This is a genomic window from Agromyces intestinalis, assembly GCF_008365295.1.
GTDB lineage: Bacteria > Actinomycetota > Actinomycetes > Actinomycetales > Microbacteriaceae > Agromyces > Agromyces intestinalis.
Map to the genome: position 1 here is coordinate 3,657,568 of NZ_CP043505.1, position 17,589 is coordinate 3,675,156.

The following is a 17,589-nucleotide window of genomic DNA, read 5'->3' on the forward strand; positions in this document are numbered from 1 at the left end:
CCGCTGACTGGCAGGCGTTGCTCGCGGGCGGAGCACCACCGCAGCGCCCGCCGGGTGGCAGGCCAGCGGGAACCGGTTCGTCGAGCATGCCCGCGAATGCCGCGTCATCGAATGCCGGGCCGGGCGACGGAACGCTCGGCACTCCCCGGGCGCCGCGACCCGGTGGTGCCGGTTCGCGGAACGGAAACGACCCGGGCCGGCGTCCGCCGACGGCCCCGCCCACGGCCGTTCCGGTGCCGAACCCTGCCGCGCCAGAGGGCGCGCCCGCCGGGCCGCCCCCTGCGCGCCCGCAGAGCGGTCGGCCGATGACTCGGCGCGAGGCTCGCGAGGCCGAACGTCAGCGCGAGGCCGAACGTCAGCGCGAGGCCGAGCTGCAGGGCGCGGAGCACGACGAATCCGGGCTGAACGCCACGGCGCCCGCCCTCACCGTCACCGCGCCCGCGACGGCGCCCGCGGTCCCCACTGCACCGACCGCGCCGCTCGGTGTCGTGCCCGCCGAGCGACCGACCGCCGACGCGGACCCCTTCGCCGACCTCATCGGGTCCGACACCCGATACCGCCCGACGTCGGAGCCCGTCCGCGATCCCGAGCATGCGCCCACGGCGCCTGCCCGGACGACCGGGCGCCCATCTCGCGCAGAACGCCGCGAGATGGCGGCGATCGAGCAGCTGCACGCGCACCACGACGAGCCGCACGCGCCGAAGCGCGGCCGCCGCGGCGCGTTGGGCTGCCTGATCGCCCTGATCGTGGTCGTCGCGCTCGGGGCCAGCGCCTTCTTCGTGCTGCAGGAACCGATCTCGGCGATCATCGAGCGATTCCAGCCCGCCGCCGACTACTCGGGGCAGGGCACCGGAGAGGTGCTCTTCTCGATCGAGGACGGCGACACGGGGTCGTCGATCGGCGCGCGCCTGGTCGACGAGGACATCGTGGCGTCCGAGGAGGCGTTCCTCGACGCGATCGCCGCGAAGGGCCAGTCGCCGACCTTCTACCCCGGCGTGTACCGTATGGCGTCGCAGATGAGCGCGCAGGCCGCACTCGACGCGCTCCTCGACGACGCGAACCGAATGGAGAACACCGTGCGGTTCCGCGAGGGGGCGTGGGCGCGCGACGTGCTCGCCGAAGCCTCCACGGTGCTCGACATCCCGATCGAGGAGCTCGAGGCCGCGGCGGCGAACCCGCAGGCGCTGGGCCTTCCTGCCGAGGCGACGAGCGTCGAGGGGTTCCTGTTCCCAGCGGTCTACACCTTCGATCCGGATGTCACGGCGAACGACGTCGTGCAGACCATGGTCGACCGCGCCCTCGAAGAGTACGACGCGGCCGGGGTCGCGCCCGAGGATCGGCTTCGGGTGGCGACCATCGCGTCGCTCGTCGAGCGCGAGGGCCTGCCGCAGGACTTCGGCAAGGTGTCGCGGGTCATCCAGAACCGCCTCGACCAGGGCATGCTGCTGCAGTTCGACTCGACGGTGCACTACGGCACGGCCGACGACTCGGTGGTCACGACGACCGACGCTGAGCGCGAGGACGCGTCGAACCCGTACAACACGTACGTGCATGCCGGCCTGCCGCCGGGGCCGATCGGCAACCCGGGTACGGCGGCGATCCAGGCCGCGCTGAACCCCGAGCCGGGGGAGTGGCTCTACTTCGTCACCGTGAACCCCGACACCGGCGAGACGATCTTCACGAACACGATCGAGGAGCACGAAGCGGCGGCCGAGCAGTTCTACCAGTGGCTCGAGGATCACCCCGACTATGGCGAATGACCCGAGGCCCGAGCGCGGCAGCACGCGGCTCGCGGTGCTGGGGTCGCCGATCTCGCACTCGAAGAGCCCGCTGCTGCACGGCGCCGCCTACCGCGAGCTCGGCCTCGATTGGGAGTACACCGCGATCGAGGTCGACGAGCAGGGGCTCGCCCGCTTCCTCGACACGCGGGACGCGAGCTGGCGCGGCCTGTCGCTGACCTTCCCCTTGAAGCACGAGGTGCTGGGGCTGGTCGACGAGCTCGACCGGGTCGCGCAGCTCGCGGCCGCGGCGAACACGGTCCGGTTCGACGACGGACGCCGGCTCGGCTTCAACACCGATGTCGGCGGCATCGTGAACTCGCTGCGCGAGCAGGGCGTCGGCGCGGTCGAGCGCGCCGCGATCGTCGGCGCTGGGGCGACGGCCGCATCGGCGCTCATCGCGATCGCCGGGCTCGGCGGCCGTGCCGTCGACGTGTACCTGCGCACGCCCGGCAAGGCGGCCGCGCTGGTCGCGCTCGGCGAGCGGCTGGGGGTCGCGGTGGCCGCGCGTCCGATCACGGCGCTGTCGGATGCCTCGGGGCCGACGCAGCTCGTCGTCGCGACGCTGCCCGGCGGCACGGATCCGGGAGTCGCGGTCTCCGAGGCCCTGAGGCGCGGTGCGTTCCTGCTCGACGTCGTGTACGGACACTGGCCGACGCCGATCGCAACGCAGTGGCTCGAGTCGGGCGGTCGGGTGGCCGACGGGCTCGGGATGCTGCTGCACCAGGCCCTGCTGCAGGTGCGGGTGTTCGCGAACGGGTCGCCCGATGCCCCGCTCGACCGCGAGGCCGAGGTGCTCGCGGCCATGCGCGCGGCACTCGACTGAGGCATCCGAACCGTCTCGTGCCGTCACGCGGCGGGGCGGCCGCCGCGCCTGTGGGAGGATGGTCGACATGCTCCGTTGGCTCACTGCCGGAGAGTCCCACGGCCCTGAGCTCGTGGCGATCCTCGAGGGTCTCCCCGCCGGCACCCCCGTCTCACTCGACGCGATCCGCGACGATCTCGCGCGCCGCAAGCTCGGCTACGGCCGGGGTGCGCGCATGAAGTTCGAGCAGGACGACCTGGCGATCTCGGGCGGCGTGCGCCACGGGGTGAGCCTCGGCAGCCCGATCGCGCTGCGCGTCGGCAACACCGAGTGGCCGAAGTGGCAGCAGGTCATGAGTCCCGAGCCCGTCGACCCCGAGTCCCTCGGCCGCGGCCGCGGCGCCCCGCTCACCCGGCCCCGACCCGGGCACGCCGACCTCGTCGGCATGCAGAAGTACGGATTCGACGAGGCTCGCCCGGTGCTCGAGCGCGCGAGCGCCCGCGAGACCGCGGCCCGGGTCGCGCTCGGCGCGGTCGCGAAGGCGTTCCTCGCCGAACTCGGCATCCGCACGGTGGCGCACACACTGTCGATCGGGCCCGTCCGTGTGCCCGACGGTGCGGCGCTGCCGCTGCCCGACGACGTCGATCGACTCGACGCCGATCCGCTGCGCTGCTTCGACCCGGCGACGAGCGAGCTGATGGTCGCCGAGGTCGATGCCGCCCACAAAGACGGCGACACCCTCGGCGGCGTCGTCGAAGTGCTCGCCTACGGTCTGCCGCCGGGGCTCGGCTCGTACACCCACTGGGACCGCCGCCTCGACGGGCGGCTCGCGGGCGCGCTCATGGGCATCCAGGCGATCAAGGGCGTCGAGGTCGGCGACGGATTCGAGACCACGCGACGCCGCGGTTCGGTCGCCCACGACGAACTGCACCTGGCCGACGGTCGCATCGTGCGCGGGTCCGACCGGGCAGGCGGCACCGAGGGCGGCATGTCGACCGGCACCGTGCTTCGGGTGCGCGCCGGCATGAAGCCGATCGCGACGGTTCCGCACGCGCTGCCCACCATCGATGTCGCGACCGGCGAGCCGGCCCCTGCGCACCATCAGCGCTCCGACGTCTGCGCCGTCCCCGCGGCCGGCGTCGTCGCCGAGGCGATGGTCGCGCTCGTGCTCGCCGATGCGGTGCTCGAGAAGTTCGGCGGCGACTCGGTGACCGAGACCCGCCGCAACCTCGCGACCTACCTCGCCGCGATTCCCGAGTCGCTCGCGACCGCCGGCACCGCCGACGCGGCGGTCGTCGGCCTGGCCTGACGTGGCGCGGCTGAGCCTGCCGGTCGTGCTCATCGGGCCGATGGGCGCCGGCAAGACTCGGGTCGGCATGCGGCTCGCCGCGTCGGTCGGCGCGTCGTTCATCGACACCGATGCGCGCATCGTCGAACGGTACGGCCCGATCCCCGAGATCTTCGCCGAGCGCGGCGAACCGGGGTTCCGCGAGCTCGAGCGCGAGGTCGTCGCCGAGGCGCTGCACGAAGACGCGGTCGTCTCGCTCGGCGGCGGCGCCGTGCTCGACCTCGACACCCGTCGTGATCTCGCCGAGCTTCCCGTGGTCTGGCTGCGGGTCACGCCGCAGGCGGTGGCCTCTCGCCTGGCGGGCGGCGGGCGCCCGCTGCTCGTCGACGGCGGCATCGAAGCGTGGCGGCGCATCAACGCCGAGCGCGAACCGGTCTACGCCTCGCTCGCCGACCTCACGATCGACACCTCGCGCCGCTCGGTCGCGCGGATCGTCGCCGACATCACCGGGCGGTTCGGAGACCACGAATGAGCGACGAGCGCACGACCATCCGGGTGGGGGCCGACGACGGCTACGACGTGATCGTGGGCCGCGGTGTGCTCCACGACCTCGCCGACGCGCTCGGCCCGGCGGCGCGCAAGGTGCTGCTCGTGCACCCGCCGACGCTCGGCGCCCGCGCGGCCGAACTGCGCGAGTCGCTGCTCGACCGCTATGAGGTGCTGCTCGCCGAGATCCCCGACGCCGAGTCGGGCAAGCGCGTCGAGGTGGCGGCGTTCTGCTGGCAGATCCTCGGGCAGGCCGACTTCACGCGCACCGACGCGATCGTCGGGTTCGGCGGGGGAGCGGTGACCGACGTCGCCGGGTTCGTGGCGGCGACCTGGCTGCGCGGCGTGCGCGTCGTGCAGGTACCCACCACGGTGCTCGGCATGGTCGACGCGGCGGTCGGCGGCAAGACCGGCATCAACACGAATGAGGGCAAGAACCTGGTCGGGGCGTTCTGGCCGCCCGCCGCGGTGCTGTGCGACCTCGACCTGCTCGACACGCTGCCGCGCAACGAGATCCTCGCCGGGTTCGCCGAGGTCGTGAAGGCCGGCTTCATCCGCTACCCCGAGATCCTCGACCTGGTCGAGGCCGATCCCGACCGGGCCACCGACCCGTCGACGCCCGAGTTCCGCAGGTGCGTCGAGTTGGCGATCCGCATGAAGGCCGACGTCGTGTCCGAGGACTTCCGTGAGGCGGGCCTGCGCGAGATCCTCAACTACGGGCATACGCTCGGCCACGCGGTCGAGCACGCCGAGCGGTACCAGTGGCGGCACGGCGCCGCGGTCGCGGTCGGCATGGCGTTCGCCGCCGAGCTCGGCCGGTTGAGCGGCCGGCTCAGCGACGAGGTCGCCGACCGGCATAAGCGCGTGCTCGACCTGCTCAGCCTGCCGACGAGCTACCCGGCGGGGCGGTGGAACACCCTGCTGGCCACGATGCAGCGCGACAAGAAGGCGCGTGCCGGGCAGTTGCGGTTCATCGTGCTCGACGACCTCGCCAAGCCGACGGTGATGCACGCGCCCGATCAGTCGCTGCTGTTCGCCGCGTACCAGGAGATCGCCTCCTGATCCGAGGCCGGATACCTCGCGGCTAGGCTGTGGCCGTGACCCAGACGATCCTCGTCCTGAACGGACCGAACCTCGGCCGACTCGGCACCCGCGAGCCCGAGGTCTACGGGGCCGAGACCCTCGCCGACATCGGAGCGCAGCTCGAGGCATCCGCACCCGAGCTGACGATCGACCTGCGCCAGACCGACGACGAGGCCGAGCTCATCTCGTGGATCCACGAGGCCGTCGACCGGAGGCTGCCCGTCGTGCTCAACCCGGCCGCCTTCACCCACTACAGCTACGCGCTGCGCGACGCGGCCGCGCAGTTGAAGCAGGCCGGCGTGCCGCTCGTCGAGGTGCACCTGTCGAATCCGCACACCCGTGAGACGTTCCGCCACTCGAGCGTCATCTCGGGCGTCGCGACGGGCGTGATCGCCGGATTCGGCGCCGAGTCGTACCGGCTGGCGGTCGACTGGATCCAGCGGTCACTCGGCTGAGTCGACTACACTCGATCAGTCGCACGCCGTTCGGCGTGCCCGCAGACTTCCCCAACCGATCGGAGTGATCCCTCCATGGCATCGACCGCAGACATCAAGAACGGCGTCGTGCTCAGCATCGACGGTCAGCTCTGGAGCGTCATCGAGTTCCAGCACGTGAAGCCCGGCAAGGGCGGCGCGTTCGTGCGCACCAAGCTGAAGAACGTCGTGACGGGCAAGGTCGTCGACCGCACGTACAACGCCGGCGCGAAGGTCGACATCGAGAACGTCGACCGCCGCGACTTCACCTACCTCTACAACGACGGCGAGAACTTCGTCTTCATGGACGCGGTCGACTACGACCAGATCAACGTGCCCGCCGCCACCGTCGGCGACGCCGCGAACTTCATGCTCGAGAACCAGGCCGTCACCATCGCCCTGAACAACGGCAACCCGCTCTACGTCGACCTGCCCGCGTCGGTCGTGCTCGAGATCACCTACACCGAGCCGGGCCTGCAGGGCGACCGCTCGACGGGCGGCACCAAGCCCGCCACCGTCGAGACCGGCTACGAGATCCAGGTGCCGCTGTTCCTCGAGACGGGCACCAAGGTCAAGGTCGACACCCGGTCGGGCGACTACCTCGGCCGCGTGAACGACTAGTGAGCGCCCGCACCAAGGCGCGCAAGCGCGCCCTCGACCTGCTGTACTCGGCCGACATGCGCCAGGTGCCGGTCGAGCAGCTGCTCGCGGTCGAGGCCGAGCGCGCGGTGAGCGAGCCCGAACGACAGGCGTCGTGGTTGTATGCGCGCGAGATCGTCGACGGCATCGTCGACCATCGCGACGAGATCGATGAGCTCATCGCCACGCACTCGCGCGGCTGGACGCTCGAGCGCATGCCCGCCGTCGATCGCGCCCTGCTGCGCATCGGCGTCTGGGAGATCGTCTACAACGACGAGGTGCCCGACCCGGTCGCGATCTCCGAGGCCGTCGAGGCCGCCACCGTGCTCTCGACGGATGACTCGGCCGGGTTCGTGAACGGGCTGCTCGCCGCGGTCTCGCACGCGAAGGGCTGAATCGACCCGCTGCAGGCCCGCACGATCGGCGATCGTGCGGGCCTTCGTGCTGCCCGGGCGACGCACCGCGCTCAGTGCTGGGCCTGACTTCGGCTCAGCGCCCCTCCGGGCGGTGGATCAGCGTGCCTCCCGAGCGCGGTTCAGCGCTGCTCCTGACGATCTGGATCCGATCCTCCGATGAGATGGCTCTCGCCGCCGCATCCGGCTGCCGGTTTCCCACCAGATCTCGGAAGGATCACCCATGTCCAGCACCACCCTCGTCAGCGGCCGCGGCACTTCGGCCGGAGGCCTCGACGCCGTCCTCGACCGTGCCAACCGGGCCCAGTCCGTGCTGCAGCGCTTCTTCGAACGCACCGCGGCTCCCACCCTCCAGGTCGCGCTCGGCCTGGTGTTCCTCGTGTTCGGCTTCCTGAAGCTCTTCCCGGGCGTGAGCCCGGTCGAGGGCCTCGTCACCCGCACCTGGGAGTCGCTGACCTTCGGCATCGTCGGCGCTCCGTGGGCGATGGTCGCGACCGCGACGCTCGAGGTCTTCGTCGGCCTCACGTTCGTGACCGGCGTGTTCGTGCGGGTCGGCCTCGCCGCGCTCGCGGTCACGTTCGTCGGGATCTTCTCGCCGCTCGTGTTCTTCGCCGGCGAGCTGTTCACGGCCGCCGGACCGACCCTCACCGCGCAGTACATCCTGAAGGACGTCGTGCTGGTCGGCGCCGCGATGGTGATCGCCGCCAAGGCGCTGAAGCGCTCGATCGACCGCTGAGGCCGAGACCATCGCCGAGGCCATCGCCCCGACGATCGCCCCGATCGACCGACGGCCCGCGCCCTCCGCGCGGGCCGTCGCGTTCGCAGCCCGTCCCGCTGGTAGGCTTGCCGGTATCGACAACCTTGAAGACCGTCCGGTGAGGCGGAGAAGGGAGTCTGAATTTGGCACGCGTCGTGCTCGGTCAGGCTGACATCCAGCGGGCGTTGACCCGTATCTCGCACGAGATCCTCGAGTCCAACAAGGGCAGTTCGGATCTCATCATCCTCGGCATCCCGACGCGGGGCGTGGCATTGGCCTCCCGCATCGCGCAGCAGATCGCGCGCATCGAGCCCGGGGCATCCGCGCCCGCAGGCGCCCTCGATGTGACGATGTACCGCGACGACCTCGGGCGCACTCGCACGCGGACCCCCGCGCCGACCGAGGTGCCCGACGAGGGCATCGACGGCAAGACGGTCGTGCTCGTCGACGACGTGCTCTACTCGGGCCGAACCATCCGCGCCGCCTTCGACGCACTCAACGACCTCGGCCGGGCCCGCGCCGTCCGGCTCGCCGTCCTCGTCGACCGCGGGCACCGCGAATTCCCGATCCGCGCCGACTTCGTCGGCAAGAACCTGCCCAGCTCGAAGACCGAGCGCATCTCGGTGCGCCTCGTCGAGACCGACGGCGAGGACGCCGTGGTCATCGAGGGAGGCGACGACTGATGCGCCACCTGCTGTCGACCCGCGAGCTCGCCCGCGACGAGGCGATCGAACTGCTCGACATCGCCGAGGACATGGCCCGCGTGCAGGATCGCGAGGTCAAGAAGCTGCCGACCTTGCGCGGCAAGACCGTCGTGAACCTGTTCTTCGAGGACTCGACGCGAACCAGAATCTCGTTCGAGGCGGCCGCCAAGCGCCTCTCGGCCGACGTCATCAACTTCAGCGCCAAGGGCTCGAGCGTCTCGAAGGGCGAGAGCCTGAAGGACACCGCGCAGACGCTCGCCGCGATCGGCGCCGACGGCGTCGTCATCCGGCACGGCGCGTCGGGCGCGCCGCAGGTGCTCGCCCACAGCGGATGGATCGACGCGGGCGTGATCAACGCCGGCGACGGCACCCACGAGCACCCGACGCAGGCGCTGCTCGACGCCTTCACCCTGCGCCGGCGCATCCACGGCGCGGGTGCGTCACGCGGCCGAGACCTCGACGGCGTGCGGGTCGTCATCGTCGGCGACGTGCTGCACTCGCGGGTCGCCCGATCGAACGTGTGGTTGCTCCACACGCTCGGAGCGAAGGTCGACCTCGTCGCACCGCCCACGCTGCTGCCGGTCGACACGAGCGCGTGGCCGGCGCGCATCGGCTACGACCTCGACGAGGCCGTCGACTCGGCGCCCGATGCGGTCATGATGCTGCGCATCCAGCAGGAGCGGATGCACGGCGGGTTCTTCCCGAACAGTCGCGAGTACGCCCGCGCGTGGGGCCTGGACGACGAGCGATTCCGCCGTCTACCAGCGGATACGATGGTCATGCACCCCGGCCCGATGAATCGCGGGCTCGAGATCTCTGCCGCCGCCGCCGACTCCGCGCAGTCGAGCGTGCTCGAGCAGGTTGCGAATGGAGTCTCCGTGAGAATGGCCGCCCTCTACCTGCTGCTCGCCGGCGAGGAGGGCGCCCGATGACCTCCGCCTCCTTCCTCATCACAGGCGCGACGCTGGCGAACGGCGAGCGTGCCGACCTGCTGCTCGCCGACGGGGCGATCACCGAGATCGGCAGGGGCCTGACCTCCGCGGATGCCACGCGCATCGACGCCGACGGGCTCATCGCGCTGCCCGGTCTGGTCGACCTGCACACCCACCTGCGCGAGCCCGGGTACGAGCAGAGCGAGACCGTGCTGACCGGCACCCGCGCGGCCGCCGCGGGCGGCTACACCGCCGTGTTCGCGATGGCGAACACCTCGCCCGTCGCCGACACCGCCGGCGTCGTCGAGCAGGAGCTCGCGCTCGGCGAGGCCGCCGGGTACGCGACCGTGCAGCCCATCGGCGCCGTCACGGTCGGGCTGAAGGGCGAGCAGCTCGCCGAGCTCGGCGCGATGGCCCGCTCGCGGGCCCGCGTGCGGGTGTTCAGCGACGACGGCTTCTGCGTCCACGACCCGCTGCTCATGCGGCGCGCGCTCGAGTACGTGAAGGCGTTCGACGGCGTCATCGCGCAGCACGCGCAGGAGCCGCGCCTCACCGAGGGCGCGCAGATGAACGAGGGTGCGCTCTCGGGCGAGCTCGGACTGGCCGGATGGCCCGCCGTCGCCGAAGAGGCGATCATCGCGCGCGACGTGCTGCTGGCCGAGCACGTCGGCAGCCGGCTGCACGTCTGCCACGTCTCCACCGCGGGCAGCGTCGAGGTGATCCGCTGGGCGAAGGCCCGCGGCATCCGCGTCACCGCCGAGGTGACCCCCCACCACCTGCTGCTCACCGAAGACCTGATCGCCGGCTACGGCGACGATGGCGAGCGCAGCCAGGGCTACGACTCGCGGTTCAAGGTGAACCCGCCGCTGCGCAGCCGCGACGACGTCGAGGCGGTGCGCCAGGCGCTCGCCGACGGCACCATCGACATCGTGGCGACCGACCACGCGCCGCACCCCGTCGAGGCGAAGGAGGTCGAGTGGGCCGCCGCCGCGAACGGCATGGTCGGACTCGAGTCCGCGCTGTCGGTGGTGCAGCACGCGATGGTCGACACGGGGCTGCTCGGCTGGGCCGAGGTCGCCCGCGTCATGAGCGAGGCGCCGGCCGGCATCGGCCGGCTCGCCGGCCACGGCACGCCGCTCGAGGTCGGCGCGCCCGCAGAGCTGACCCTGTTCGACCCGAGCGTGAGCCGGGAGTTCGCCACCGGCGATCTGGTCGGCCGCAGCGTGAACTCGCCCTACCTCGGGCGCACCCTGCCCGGCCGCGTCGTCGCGACGTTCCACCAGGGCCGGGCGACCGTGCTCGACGGGGTGGTGCGCCCGGTCGACGAGGTCGCGGCGACGGGTGGTGCCCGCTGATGGGGTACTGGATCGGCGCCGGCATCGCGGCCGCGGTGGTCGGGGCGGTCGGATGGCTCATGGCCAGGTCGTGGCGTCGGCGCACCGAACGCGACGCGGCACTGTCGGCGTACCCGGTTCCGGCCGAACTCGGCGCGCCGACGATCGAGTGCGAGGTGCTCTACGTCGCCACGACGCCCGAGGGCGAGCCGCTCGAACGGCTCGCGTTGCTGGGGCTCGCATTCCGCGGTGCCGGGCGCGTCGAGGTGACGCCCGCGGGCGTCGTGCTGCGAGTCGCCGGCGAGTTGCCGGGATTCCTGCCCGCCGACCGCATCGCGGGCGCGACCCGGGCGACCTGGGCCATCGACCGCAGCGTCGAGCCCGAGGGACTCGTCGCGATCACGTGGATCGCGAACGAGTCCGAACCCGCGCCGACCCCCACCCGGGTCGACAGCTACCTTCGCGCCCGGTATCCGGGCGACGCGGCCAGCATCATCGCGGCCGTCACCGACATCGCCGCCGCGCCCGAACCGCGGCCGGCGGACACGCACGAGAGCGAGGCATCCGAATGACCGCACCGACCCGACCGGCGAACGAGCCGGCCGTGCTCGTCCTCGAGGACGGCACCCGGTACGACGGGCGCGCCTACGGCGCCTCCGGCCGCACGCTCGGCGAGGCCGTCTTCGCGACCGGCATGACCGGCTACCAGGAGACGCTGACCGACCCGTCGTACGCGGGCCAGATCGTGCTCATGACCGCGCCGCACATCGGCAACACCGGCATGAACGACGACGACATGGAATCGGCGAAGATCTGGGTCGCCGGGTTCGTCGTGCGCGACCCGTCGCGGGTGGTGTCGAACTTCCGCGCGCAGCGCTCGCTCGACGACGACCTCGCCGCGGCCGGCATCGTCGGCATCTCGGGCATCGACACGCGCGCGGTGACCCGCCACATCCGCTCGGCGGGCGCGATGCGTGCCGGCATCTTCTCGGGTGCGGATGCCTCGCTCACCCACGGAGAACAGCTCGACCTCGTGCTCGGCGGCGCCGAGATGGCCGGGCAGAACCTGTCGGGTACGGTCTCGACGCAGGAGCAGTACACGCTGCCGGCCACCGGCGAGCGGATCGGCTCGGTCGCCGTGCTCGACCTGGGCGTCAAGACGTCGACGCTCAACTACCTCGCCGAACGCGGCCTCGACGTGCACGTGCTGCCGCAGTCGGTGACCGCCGAGGAGGTGCTCGCGCTGAAGCCCGACGCGCTGTTCTTCTCGAACGGGCCTGGCGACCCCGGGGCATCCGACCGCCATGTCGAACTGCTGCGCACGTCGCTGCGAGCAGGTCTGCCCTACTTCGGCATCTGCTTCGGCAACCAGCTGCTCGGCCGCGCCCTCGGCTATCAGACCTACAAGCTGCCGTTCGGACACCGGGGCATCAACCAGCCCGTGCTCGACACCGCCACCGGTCGGGTCGAGATCACCGCGCACAACCACGGCTTCGCCGTCGACGCGCCGATCGGCGAGATCAGCGAGTCGGCCGAGGGCTTCGGGCGCGTCGAGGTGAGCCACTACGACCTCAACGACAACGTCGTCGAGGGGCTCAACTGCCTCGACATCCCCGCGTTCAGTGTGCAGTACCACCCCGAGTCCGCGGCCGGCCCGCACGACGCGAACTACCTCTTCGATCGGTTCCGCGACCTGGTGATCGCGAATAAGGAGTCCAAGGCCTGATGCCCAAGCGCGACGACATCAACTCCGTCCTCGTCATCGGGTCCGGCCCGATCGTCATCGGTCAGGCGGCCGAGTTCGACTACTCGGGCACCCAGGCCTGCCGCGTGCTGCGCAGCGAGGGCGTGCGGGTCATCCTGGTCAACCCGAATCCGGCGACCATCATGACCGACCCCGGCTTCGCCGACGCCACCTACATCGAGCCGATCACCCCCGACGTGATCGAGTCGATCATCATCAAGGAGCGGCCCGACGCGGTGCTGCCGACCCTAGGCGGCCAGACGGCGCTGAACGCGGCGATCCAGCTCGAAGAAGCCGGCATCCTCGCCAAGCACGGCGTCGAGCTCATCGGCGCGAAGGTCGACGCGATCCGCAAGGGCGAAGACCGTCAGCTCTTCAAGGAGCTCGTCGTCGAGTGCGGTGCCGAGGCGGCGCGCTCGCACATCGCGCACACGATGGACGAGGTGCTCGCCGCGGCCGAGGACCTCGGGTACCCGCTCGTGGTGCGCCCGTCGTTCACGATGGGCGGCCTCGGCTCGGGGTTCGCCTACGACGAGGCCGACCTGCGCCGCATCGCCGGCGCCGGGCTGCACGACTCGCCCACGACCGAGGTGCTGCTCGAGGAGTCGATCCTCGGCTGGAAGGAGTACGAGCTCGAGCTCATGCGCGACACGGCCGACAACACGGTCGTGGTCTGCTCGATCGAGAACGTCGACCCGGTCGGCGTGCACACCGGCGACTCGATCACGGTCGCCCCGGCGCTCACGCTGACCGACCGCGAGTTCCAGAAGCTGCGCGACATCGGCATCGACATCATCCGCGCCGTCGGCGTGGACACCGGCGGGTGCAACATCCAGTTCGCGGTCAACCCCGAGAACGGGCGCATCATCGTCATCGAGATGAACCCGCGGGTGTCGCGGTCGTCGGCGCTCGCGTCGAAGGCGACCGGGTTCCCGATCGCCAAGATCGCCGCGAAGCTCGCGATCGGCTACCGACTCGACGAGATCCCGAACGACATCACCCGGGTCACGCCGGCGTCGTTCGAGCCGACACTCGACTACGTGGTCGTGAAGGTGCCGCGGTTCGCGTTCGAGAAGTTCCCGGCCGCCGACCCGACGCTGACCACGACCATGAAGTCGGTCGGCGAGGCGATGGCGATCGGCCGCAACTACGCGACCGCCCTGCAGAAGGCGCTGCGGTCGCTGGAGAAGCGCGGATCGAGCTTCCACTGGGGCGACGAGGCGCGCACCGCCGACGAGTTGCTCGAGCAGGCGAAGACCCCGACCGACGGGCGCATCGTGCTGGTGCAGCAGGCGCTGCGCAAGGGCGCCACGATCGAGCAGGCGTTCGAGGCGACGAAGATCGACCCCTGGTTCCTCGACCAGATCGTGCTCATCAACGAGGTCGCCGATCGGGTCGCCGCCGCCGAGACACTCGACACCGACACCATCCTGCTCGCGAAGGACCACGGGTTCTCGGATGCGCAGATCGCGCAGCTGCGGGGTTTCGGCAGCGAGCAGGACGCCCGCGAGGTGCGCCACATCCTCGGCATCCGGCCCGTCTACAAGACGGTCGACACCTGCGCTGGCGAGTTCCCGGCGCTCACGCCGTATCACTACTCGAGCTACGACCTCGAGACCGAGGTCGCCCCGAGCGACCGCCGCAAGGTGGTCATCCTCGGATCGGGCCCGAACCGCATCGGCCAGGGCGTCGAGTTCGACTACTCGTGCGTGCACGCGTCGTTCGCGCTGCACGACGCCGGGTTCGAGACGATCATGATCAACTGCAACCCCGAGACGGTCTCGACCGACTACGACACCAGCGACCGGCTCTACTTCGAGCCGCTCACGCTGGAAGACGTGCTCGAGGTCATCCACGCCGAGTCGCAGTCGGGCGAGCTCGTCGGCGTCGTCGTGCAGCTCGGCGGCCAGACCGCGCTCGGCCTCGCGAAGGGCCTCGAGGCGGCGGGCATCCCGATCCTCGGCACCACCCCTGAGGCGATCGACCTCGCCGAGGAGCGCGGGCTGTTCTCGGGCATTCTCGACCAGGCCGGCCTGCTCGCACCGAAGAACGGCACGGCGACCGACCTGGCCGGCGCGATCCAGGTCGCCGAGGGTATCGGCTACCCGGTGCTCGTCCGCCCGAGCTTCGTGCTCGGCGGCCGCGGCATGGAGATCGTGTACGACACCGCGTCGCTCGCGGACTACTTCGACCGCATCGCCGACCAGGGCATCGTCGGGCCGACCCACCCGCTGCTGGTCGACCGGTTCCTCGATGACGCGATCGAGATCGACGTCGACGCGCTCTACGACGGCACCGAGCTGTACATCGGCGGCGTCATGGAGCACATCGAGGAGGCCGGCGTGCACTCGGGCGACTCGAGCTGCACCCTGCCGCCCGTGACCCTCGGCCGTGCCCAGGTCGACCGGGTGCGCGAGGCGACCCTCGCGATCGCCGAAGGCGTCGGGGTCAGGGGCCTGCTGAACGTGCAGTTCGCGATCGGCGCCGGTGTGCTCTACGTGCTCGAGGCGAACCCGCGGGCGAGCCGTACGGTGCCGTTCGTGTCGAAGGCGCTCGGCATTCCGCTCGCCAAGGCCGCGAGCCGCATCATGGTCGGCACCACGATCCGCGAGCTCGTCGCCGAGGGCCTGCTGCCCGAGCTCGACGGCTCGCACGTGCCGCTCGACGCGCCGGTGGCGGTGAAGGAGGCGGTGCTCCCGTTCCACCGCTTCCGAACCCGCGAGGGCACCATGGTCGACTCCGTGCTCGGCCCCGAGATGCGCTCGACCGGCGAGGTCATGGGCATCGACCGCGACTTCCCGACCGCGTTCGCGAAGAGCCAGACCGCCGCCTACGGCGGCATGCCCCTCGGCGGCACGGTCTTCGTGTCGGTCTCCGACCGCGACAAGCGCGCGATCATCCTGCCGGTGCTGCGCTTGCAGCAGGCGGGATTCGAGATCGCCGCGACGTCGGGCACCGCCGAGGTGCTGCGCCGCAACGGCATTCGTGCCAGCGAGGTGGGCAAGTTCAGCCAGAAGCCGACGGCCGACTCGGTCTCGGTGGTCGAGCTCATCCACCGCGGTGAGGTCGACATCGTGGTGAACACGCCGAGCGGCCGCTCGGCCCGCGCCGACGGGTACGAGATCCGCGCCGCAGCGGTAGCCGCGGACATCCCGCTGTTCACCACCATCGCCGAGCTGAGCGCCGCGGTGGCCTCGCTCGACGCGGTGCGCGGCGGGTTCGAGGTGACCAGTCTGCAGGAGTACCAGCGCCGCCGGGAGGTGTCGGCATGACCGAGCGCGCCGGATTCGGCGAGCGGCTCGCGACGGCGTTCGCCGAACGCGGTCGGTTGTGCGTCGGCATCGACCCGCACGCCGAGCTGCTCGAGCGGTGGGGGCTGCCCGACACCGCCGAGGGCGCACGCGAGTTCGGGCTTCGGGTCGTGGGTGCCGCCGCGGGCCGCGCGGGCATCGTGAAGCCGCAGGTCGCGTTCTACGAGCGGCACGGTGCTGCCGGCTACGCCGCGCTCGAGCGGGTGCTCGCCGAGGCGCGCGACGCGCAGCTCGTGGTCATCGCCGATGCGAAGCGCGGCGACATCGGCACGAGCGTGGCCGCCTACGGCGAGGCGTGGCTCACGCCCGGCTCGCCGCTCGAGGCCGATGCGATGACGATCAGCGCGTACCAGGGGCTCGGTTCGATCGAGCCCGTCCGTCGGCAGGCGGAGGCGGCGGGCAAGGGCCTGCTCGTGCTCGCGGCGACGTCGAACCCCGAGGCCCGCCCGATCCAGGGCGCCGTGCTGCAGGAGTCGAGCCGTGCCGGGGCGACCGTGGCCGGGGCGATCGTGTCGGGCGTTTCCGCCTGGAACCGCGAGACGGCGGCGCCGTCGGGAATCGGGTCGATGGGCGTCGTGATCGGCGCGACGGTCGACCTGGTCGCCGCGGGCATCGAGGCGGCGACGGATGCCTCTGGCCCCGCGCTGCCCGTGCTCGCCCCGGGCTTCGGGCATCAAGGCGCCGAGCCCGCCGACTTCCGGCGCATCTTCGGCTCGCTGGCCGAGGGTGTGATCGTGAGCGAGTCGCGCTCGGTGCTCGCGGCCGGCCCCGACGGCATCGCCGACGAGATCCTGCGTCGACTCGACCTGGTGGGGGCGGCACGTGGCTGAGCCGAACCGCAACCGGCCGCCCGAGGTCGACCGGGTCGCCGCGTCCCGTGCGGCGGTCGCCGCCCGGCGTGCGCGCGCCGAGGTGAAGGCCGACATCGCCGAGTCGCGGCGCAGCCCCCTCGATGTGCTGCGCGCCGGCCTGGAGGAGCCCGAGGGGGTCGAGGGTCGCCTGCGGGTGACCGAGTTCCTCGGCTCGATCCCAGCGATCGGGCGCACCAAGACCGAGCGCATCATGGCGGAGCTCGACATCTCCCCGTCGAAGCGCATCGGCGGCCTCGGTCGCATTCAGCGTCAGCGGCTGCGACGCTTCACGGCCGACTGGATCGCCGCGCACGGCGGTATCGGCGATCGGCTCGTCGTGCTGGCCGGCCCGACCGCGGTGGGCAAGGGCACCGTGGCCGCGTACATCCGTCACCACCACCCCGAGGTGCGACTTTCGGTGTCGGCGACCACGCGCGCACCTCGCCCCGGCGAGATCGAGGGCGAGCACTACTACTTCGTCGACGACGCCGAGTTCGATCGCATGATCGAGGCCGGCGAACTGCTCGAATGGGCGATCGTGCACAACACGCACCGCTACGGCACACCGCGACGCCCGGTCGAGCAGGCGATCGCCGCCGGCGACAGCGTGCTGCTCGAGATCGACATCCAGGGTGCGCGCTCGGTGCGACGAGCGATGCCCGAGGCGACGCTGGTGTTCCTTCTGCCGCCGACGTGGGACGAACTCGTGCGCAGACTCGTCGGTCGCGGCACCGAGACCCCCGCCGAACAGCAGCGCCGACTCGAGACCGCGAAGGTCGAACTGGCGGCCGTCGACGAGTTCGATCACCGGGTCGTGAACCACGACGTCGGCGAGGCGGCCGAGAAGGTCGTAGAATTGATGAGGCCTCGTCGGGGCAGGCCTCGCCGCCCCGCCCCCTGATCTTTCCGGCGCACCGCGGGTGCGCATCGC

General features: G+C 71.6%; 17 protein-coding genes. All 17 read left to right on the top strand.

Going from position 1 to position 17,589, the window contains the following annotated elements:
• The first annotated feature begins 305 nt into the window (after nt 1-305).
• The 17 genes from mltG (at nt 306) to gmk (ending at nt 17,559) form a co-directional block, all read left to right on the top strand.
• On the top strand, nt 306-1,760 hold the full coding sequence (gene mltG, locus FLP10_RS16685; RefSeq protein WP_168209226.1) for an endolytic transglycosylase MltG: 1,455 nt from the start codon (nt 306-308) through the stop codon (nt 1,758-1,760).
• Nucleotides 1,750-2,604 carry a shikimate dehydrogenase gene (locus tag FLP10_RS16690; protein WP_149161884.1) on the top strand — a complete coding sequence of 285 codons (855 nt, stop codon included), beginning with the start codon at nt 1,750-1,752 and terminating at the stop codon, nt 2,602-2,604. Before mltG ends, FLP10_RS16690 begins: the two co-directional genes overlap by 11 nt.
• 67 nt (nt 2,605-2,671) lie before the next feature.
• On the top strand, nt 2,672-3,892 hold the full coding sequence (gene aroC, locus FLP10_RS16695; RefSeq protein WP_149161885.1) for a chorismate synthase: 1,221 nt from the start codon (nt 2,672-2,674) through the stop codon (nt 3,890-3,892).
• Nucleotide 3,893: 1 nt separating this feature from the next.
• Nucleotides 3,894-4,403 (top strand): shikimate kinase, encoded by a 510-nt coding sequence (locus FLP10_RS16700; RefSeq protein ID WP_342780547.1) that lies wholly within the window; start codon nt 3,894-3,896, stop codon nt 4,401-4,403.
• Nucleotides 4,400-5,479, top strand: coding sequence for a 3-dehydroquinate synthase (aroB, locus tag FLP10_RS16705; RefSeq protein ID WP_149161886.1), 1,080 nt, complete (start codon nt 4,400-4,402; stop codon nt 5,477-5,479). Before FLP10_RS16700 ends, aroB begins: the two co-directional genes overlap by 4 nt.
• 35 nt (nt 5,480-5,514) lie before the next feature.
• A complete protein-coding gene (locus FLP10_RS16710; protein ID WP_149161887.1) occupies nt 5,515-5,955 on the top strand; it encodes a type II 3-dehydroquinate dehydratase in 441 nt (146 codons plus the stop codon).
• A 75-nt stretch (nt 5,956-6,030) separates the two neighbouring features.
• Complete coding sequence (gene efp / locus FLP10_RS16715; RefSeq protein WP_149161888.1) at nt 6,031-6,594, top strand: elongation factor P; 564 nt, start codon at nt 6,031-6,033, stop codon at nt 6,592-6,594.
• A complete protein-coding gene (gene nusB, locus FLP10_RS16720; RefSeq protein WP_149161889.1) occupies nt 6,594-7,007 on the top strand; it encodes a transcription antitermination factor NusB in 414 nt (137 codons plus the stop codon). Before efp ends, nusB begins: the two co-directional genes overlap by 1 nt.
• A gap of 241 nt (nt 7,008-7,248) precedes the next feature.
• Nucleotides 7,249-7,761, top strand: a complete 513-nt coding sequence (locus FLP10_RS16725; RefSeq protein WP_210418434.1) for a DoxX family membrane protein — start codon at nt 7,249-7,251, stop codon at nt 7,759-7,761.
• A gap of 164 nt (nt 7,762-7,925) precedes the next feature.
• Nucleotides 7,926-8,465: a bifunctional pyr operon transcriptional regulator/uracil phosphoribosyltransferase PyrR gene (gene pyrR / locus FLP10_RS16730; protein ID WP_281286441.1), complete on the top strand. Its 540-nt coding sequence runs from the start codon at nt 7,926-7,928 to the stop codon at nt 8,463-8,465.
• Entirely contained in the window at nt 8,465-9,418 is a 954-nt protein-coding gene (locus FLP10_RS16735; RefSeq protein ID WP_149161891.1) for an aspartate carbamoyltransferase catalytic subunit, read from the top strand. The genes pyrR and FLP10_RS16735 overlap by 1 nt, the downstream gene beginning before the upstream one ends.
• The gene (locus FLP10_RS16740; protein ID WP_149161892.1) at nt 9,415-10,773 is read left to right on the top strand and encodes a dihydroorotase; all 1,359 of its coding nucleotides are present in this window, start codon (nt 9,415-9,417) and stop codon (nt 10,771-10,773) included. Before FLP10_RS16735 ends, FLP10_RS16740 begins: the two co-directional genes overlap by 4 nt.
• Complete coding sequence (locus tag FLP10_RS16745; protein WP_210418435.1) at nt 10,773-11,324, top strand: PH-like domain-containing protein; 552 nt, start codon at nt 10,773-10,775, stop codon at nt 11,322-11,324. Before FLP10_RS16740 ends, FLP10_RS16745 begins: the two co-directional genes overlap by 1 nt.
• Nucleotides 11,321-12,478 carry a glutamine-hydrolyzing carbamoyl-phosphate synthase small subunit gene (carA, locus tag FLP10_RS16750; RefSeq protein WP_210418436.1) on the top strand — a complete coding sequence of 386 codons (1,158 nt, stop codon included), beginning with the start codon at nt 11,321-11,323 and terminating at the stop codon, nt 12,476-12,478. The genes FLP10_RS16745 and carA overlap by 4 nt, the downstream gene beginning before the upstream one ends.
• On the top strand, nt 12,478-15,768 hold the full coding sequence (gene carB, locus FLP10_RS16755) for a carbamoyl-phosphate synthase large subunit (RefSeq protein WP_149161893.1): 3,291 nt from the start codon (nt 12,478-12,480) through the stop codon (nt 15,766-15,768). Before carA ends, carB begins: the two co-directional genes overlap by 1 nt.
• Nucleotides 15,765-16,637 (top strand): orotidine-5'-phosphate decarboxylase, encoded by an 873-nt coding sequence (gene pyrF, locus FLP10_RS16760; protein WP_149161894.1) that lies wholly within the window; start codon nt 15,765-15,767, stop codon nt 16,635-16,637. The genes carB and pyrF overlap by 4 nt, the downstream gene beginning before the upstream one ends.
• Nucleotides 16,630-17,559: a guanylate kinase gene (gene gmk / locus FLP10_RS16765; protein ID WP_149161895.1), complete on the top strand. Its 930-nt coding sequence runs from the start codon at nt 16,630-16,632 to the stop codon at nt 17,557-17,559. The genes pyrF and gmk overlap by 8 nt, the downstream gene beginning before the upstream one ends.
• The last annotated feature ends 30 nt before the right edge of the window (nt 17,560-17,589 follow it).

Excerpts from the sequence above, each read along its gene's own strand:
- FLP10_RS16725 (WP_210418434.1), top strand. The coding sequence starts at position 7,249 with ATGTCCAGCACCACCCTCGTCAGCGGCCGCGGCACTTCGGCCGGAGGC.
- FLP10_RS16745 (WP_210418435.1), top strand. The coding sequence starts at position 10,773 with ATGGGGTACTGGATCGGCGCCGGCATCGCGGCCGCGGTGGTCGGGGCG.
- pyrF (WP_149161894.1), top strand. The coding sequence starts at position 15,765 with ATGACCGAGCGCGCCGGATTCGGCGAGCGGCTCGCGACGGCGTTCGCC.
- efp (WP_149161888.1), top strand. The coding sequence starts at position 6,031 with ATGGCATCGACCGCAGACATCAAGAACGGCGTCGTGCTCAGCATCGAC.
- carA (WP_210418436.1), top strand. The coding sequence starts at position 11,321 with ATGACCGCACCGACCCGACCGGCGAACGAGCCGGCCGTGCTCGTCCTC.
- aroB (WP_149161886.1), top strand. The coding sequence starts at position 4,400 with ATGAGCGACGAGCGCACGACCATCCGGGTGGGGGCCGACGACGGCTAC.
- FLP10_RS16735 (WP_149161891.1), top strand. The coding sequence starts at position 8,465 with ATGCGCCACCTGCTGTCGACCCGCGAGCTCGCCCGCGACGAGGCGATC.
- mltG (WP_168209226.1), top strand. The coding sequence starts at position 306 with ATGACTCGGCGCGAGGCTCGCGAGGCCGAACGTCAGCGCGAGGCCGAA.
- aroC (WP_149161885.1), top strand. The coding sequence starts at position 2,672 with ATGCTCCGTTGGCTCACTGCCGGAGAGTCCCACGGCCCTGAGCTCGTG.
- FLP10_RS16740 (WP_149161892.1), top strand. The coding sequence starts at position 9,415 with ATGACCTCCGCCTCCTTCCTCATCACAGGCGCGACGCTGGCGAACGGC.
- FLP10_RS16690 (WP_149161884.1), top strand. The coding sequence starts at position 1,750 with ATGGCGAATGACCCGAGGCCCGAGCGCGGCAGCACGCGGCTCGCGGTG.
- carB (WP_149161893.1), top strand. The coding sequence starts at position 12,478 with ATGCCCAAGCGCGACGACATCAACTCCGTCCTCGTCATCGGGTCCGGC.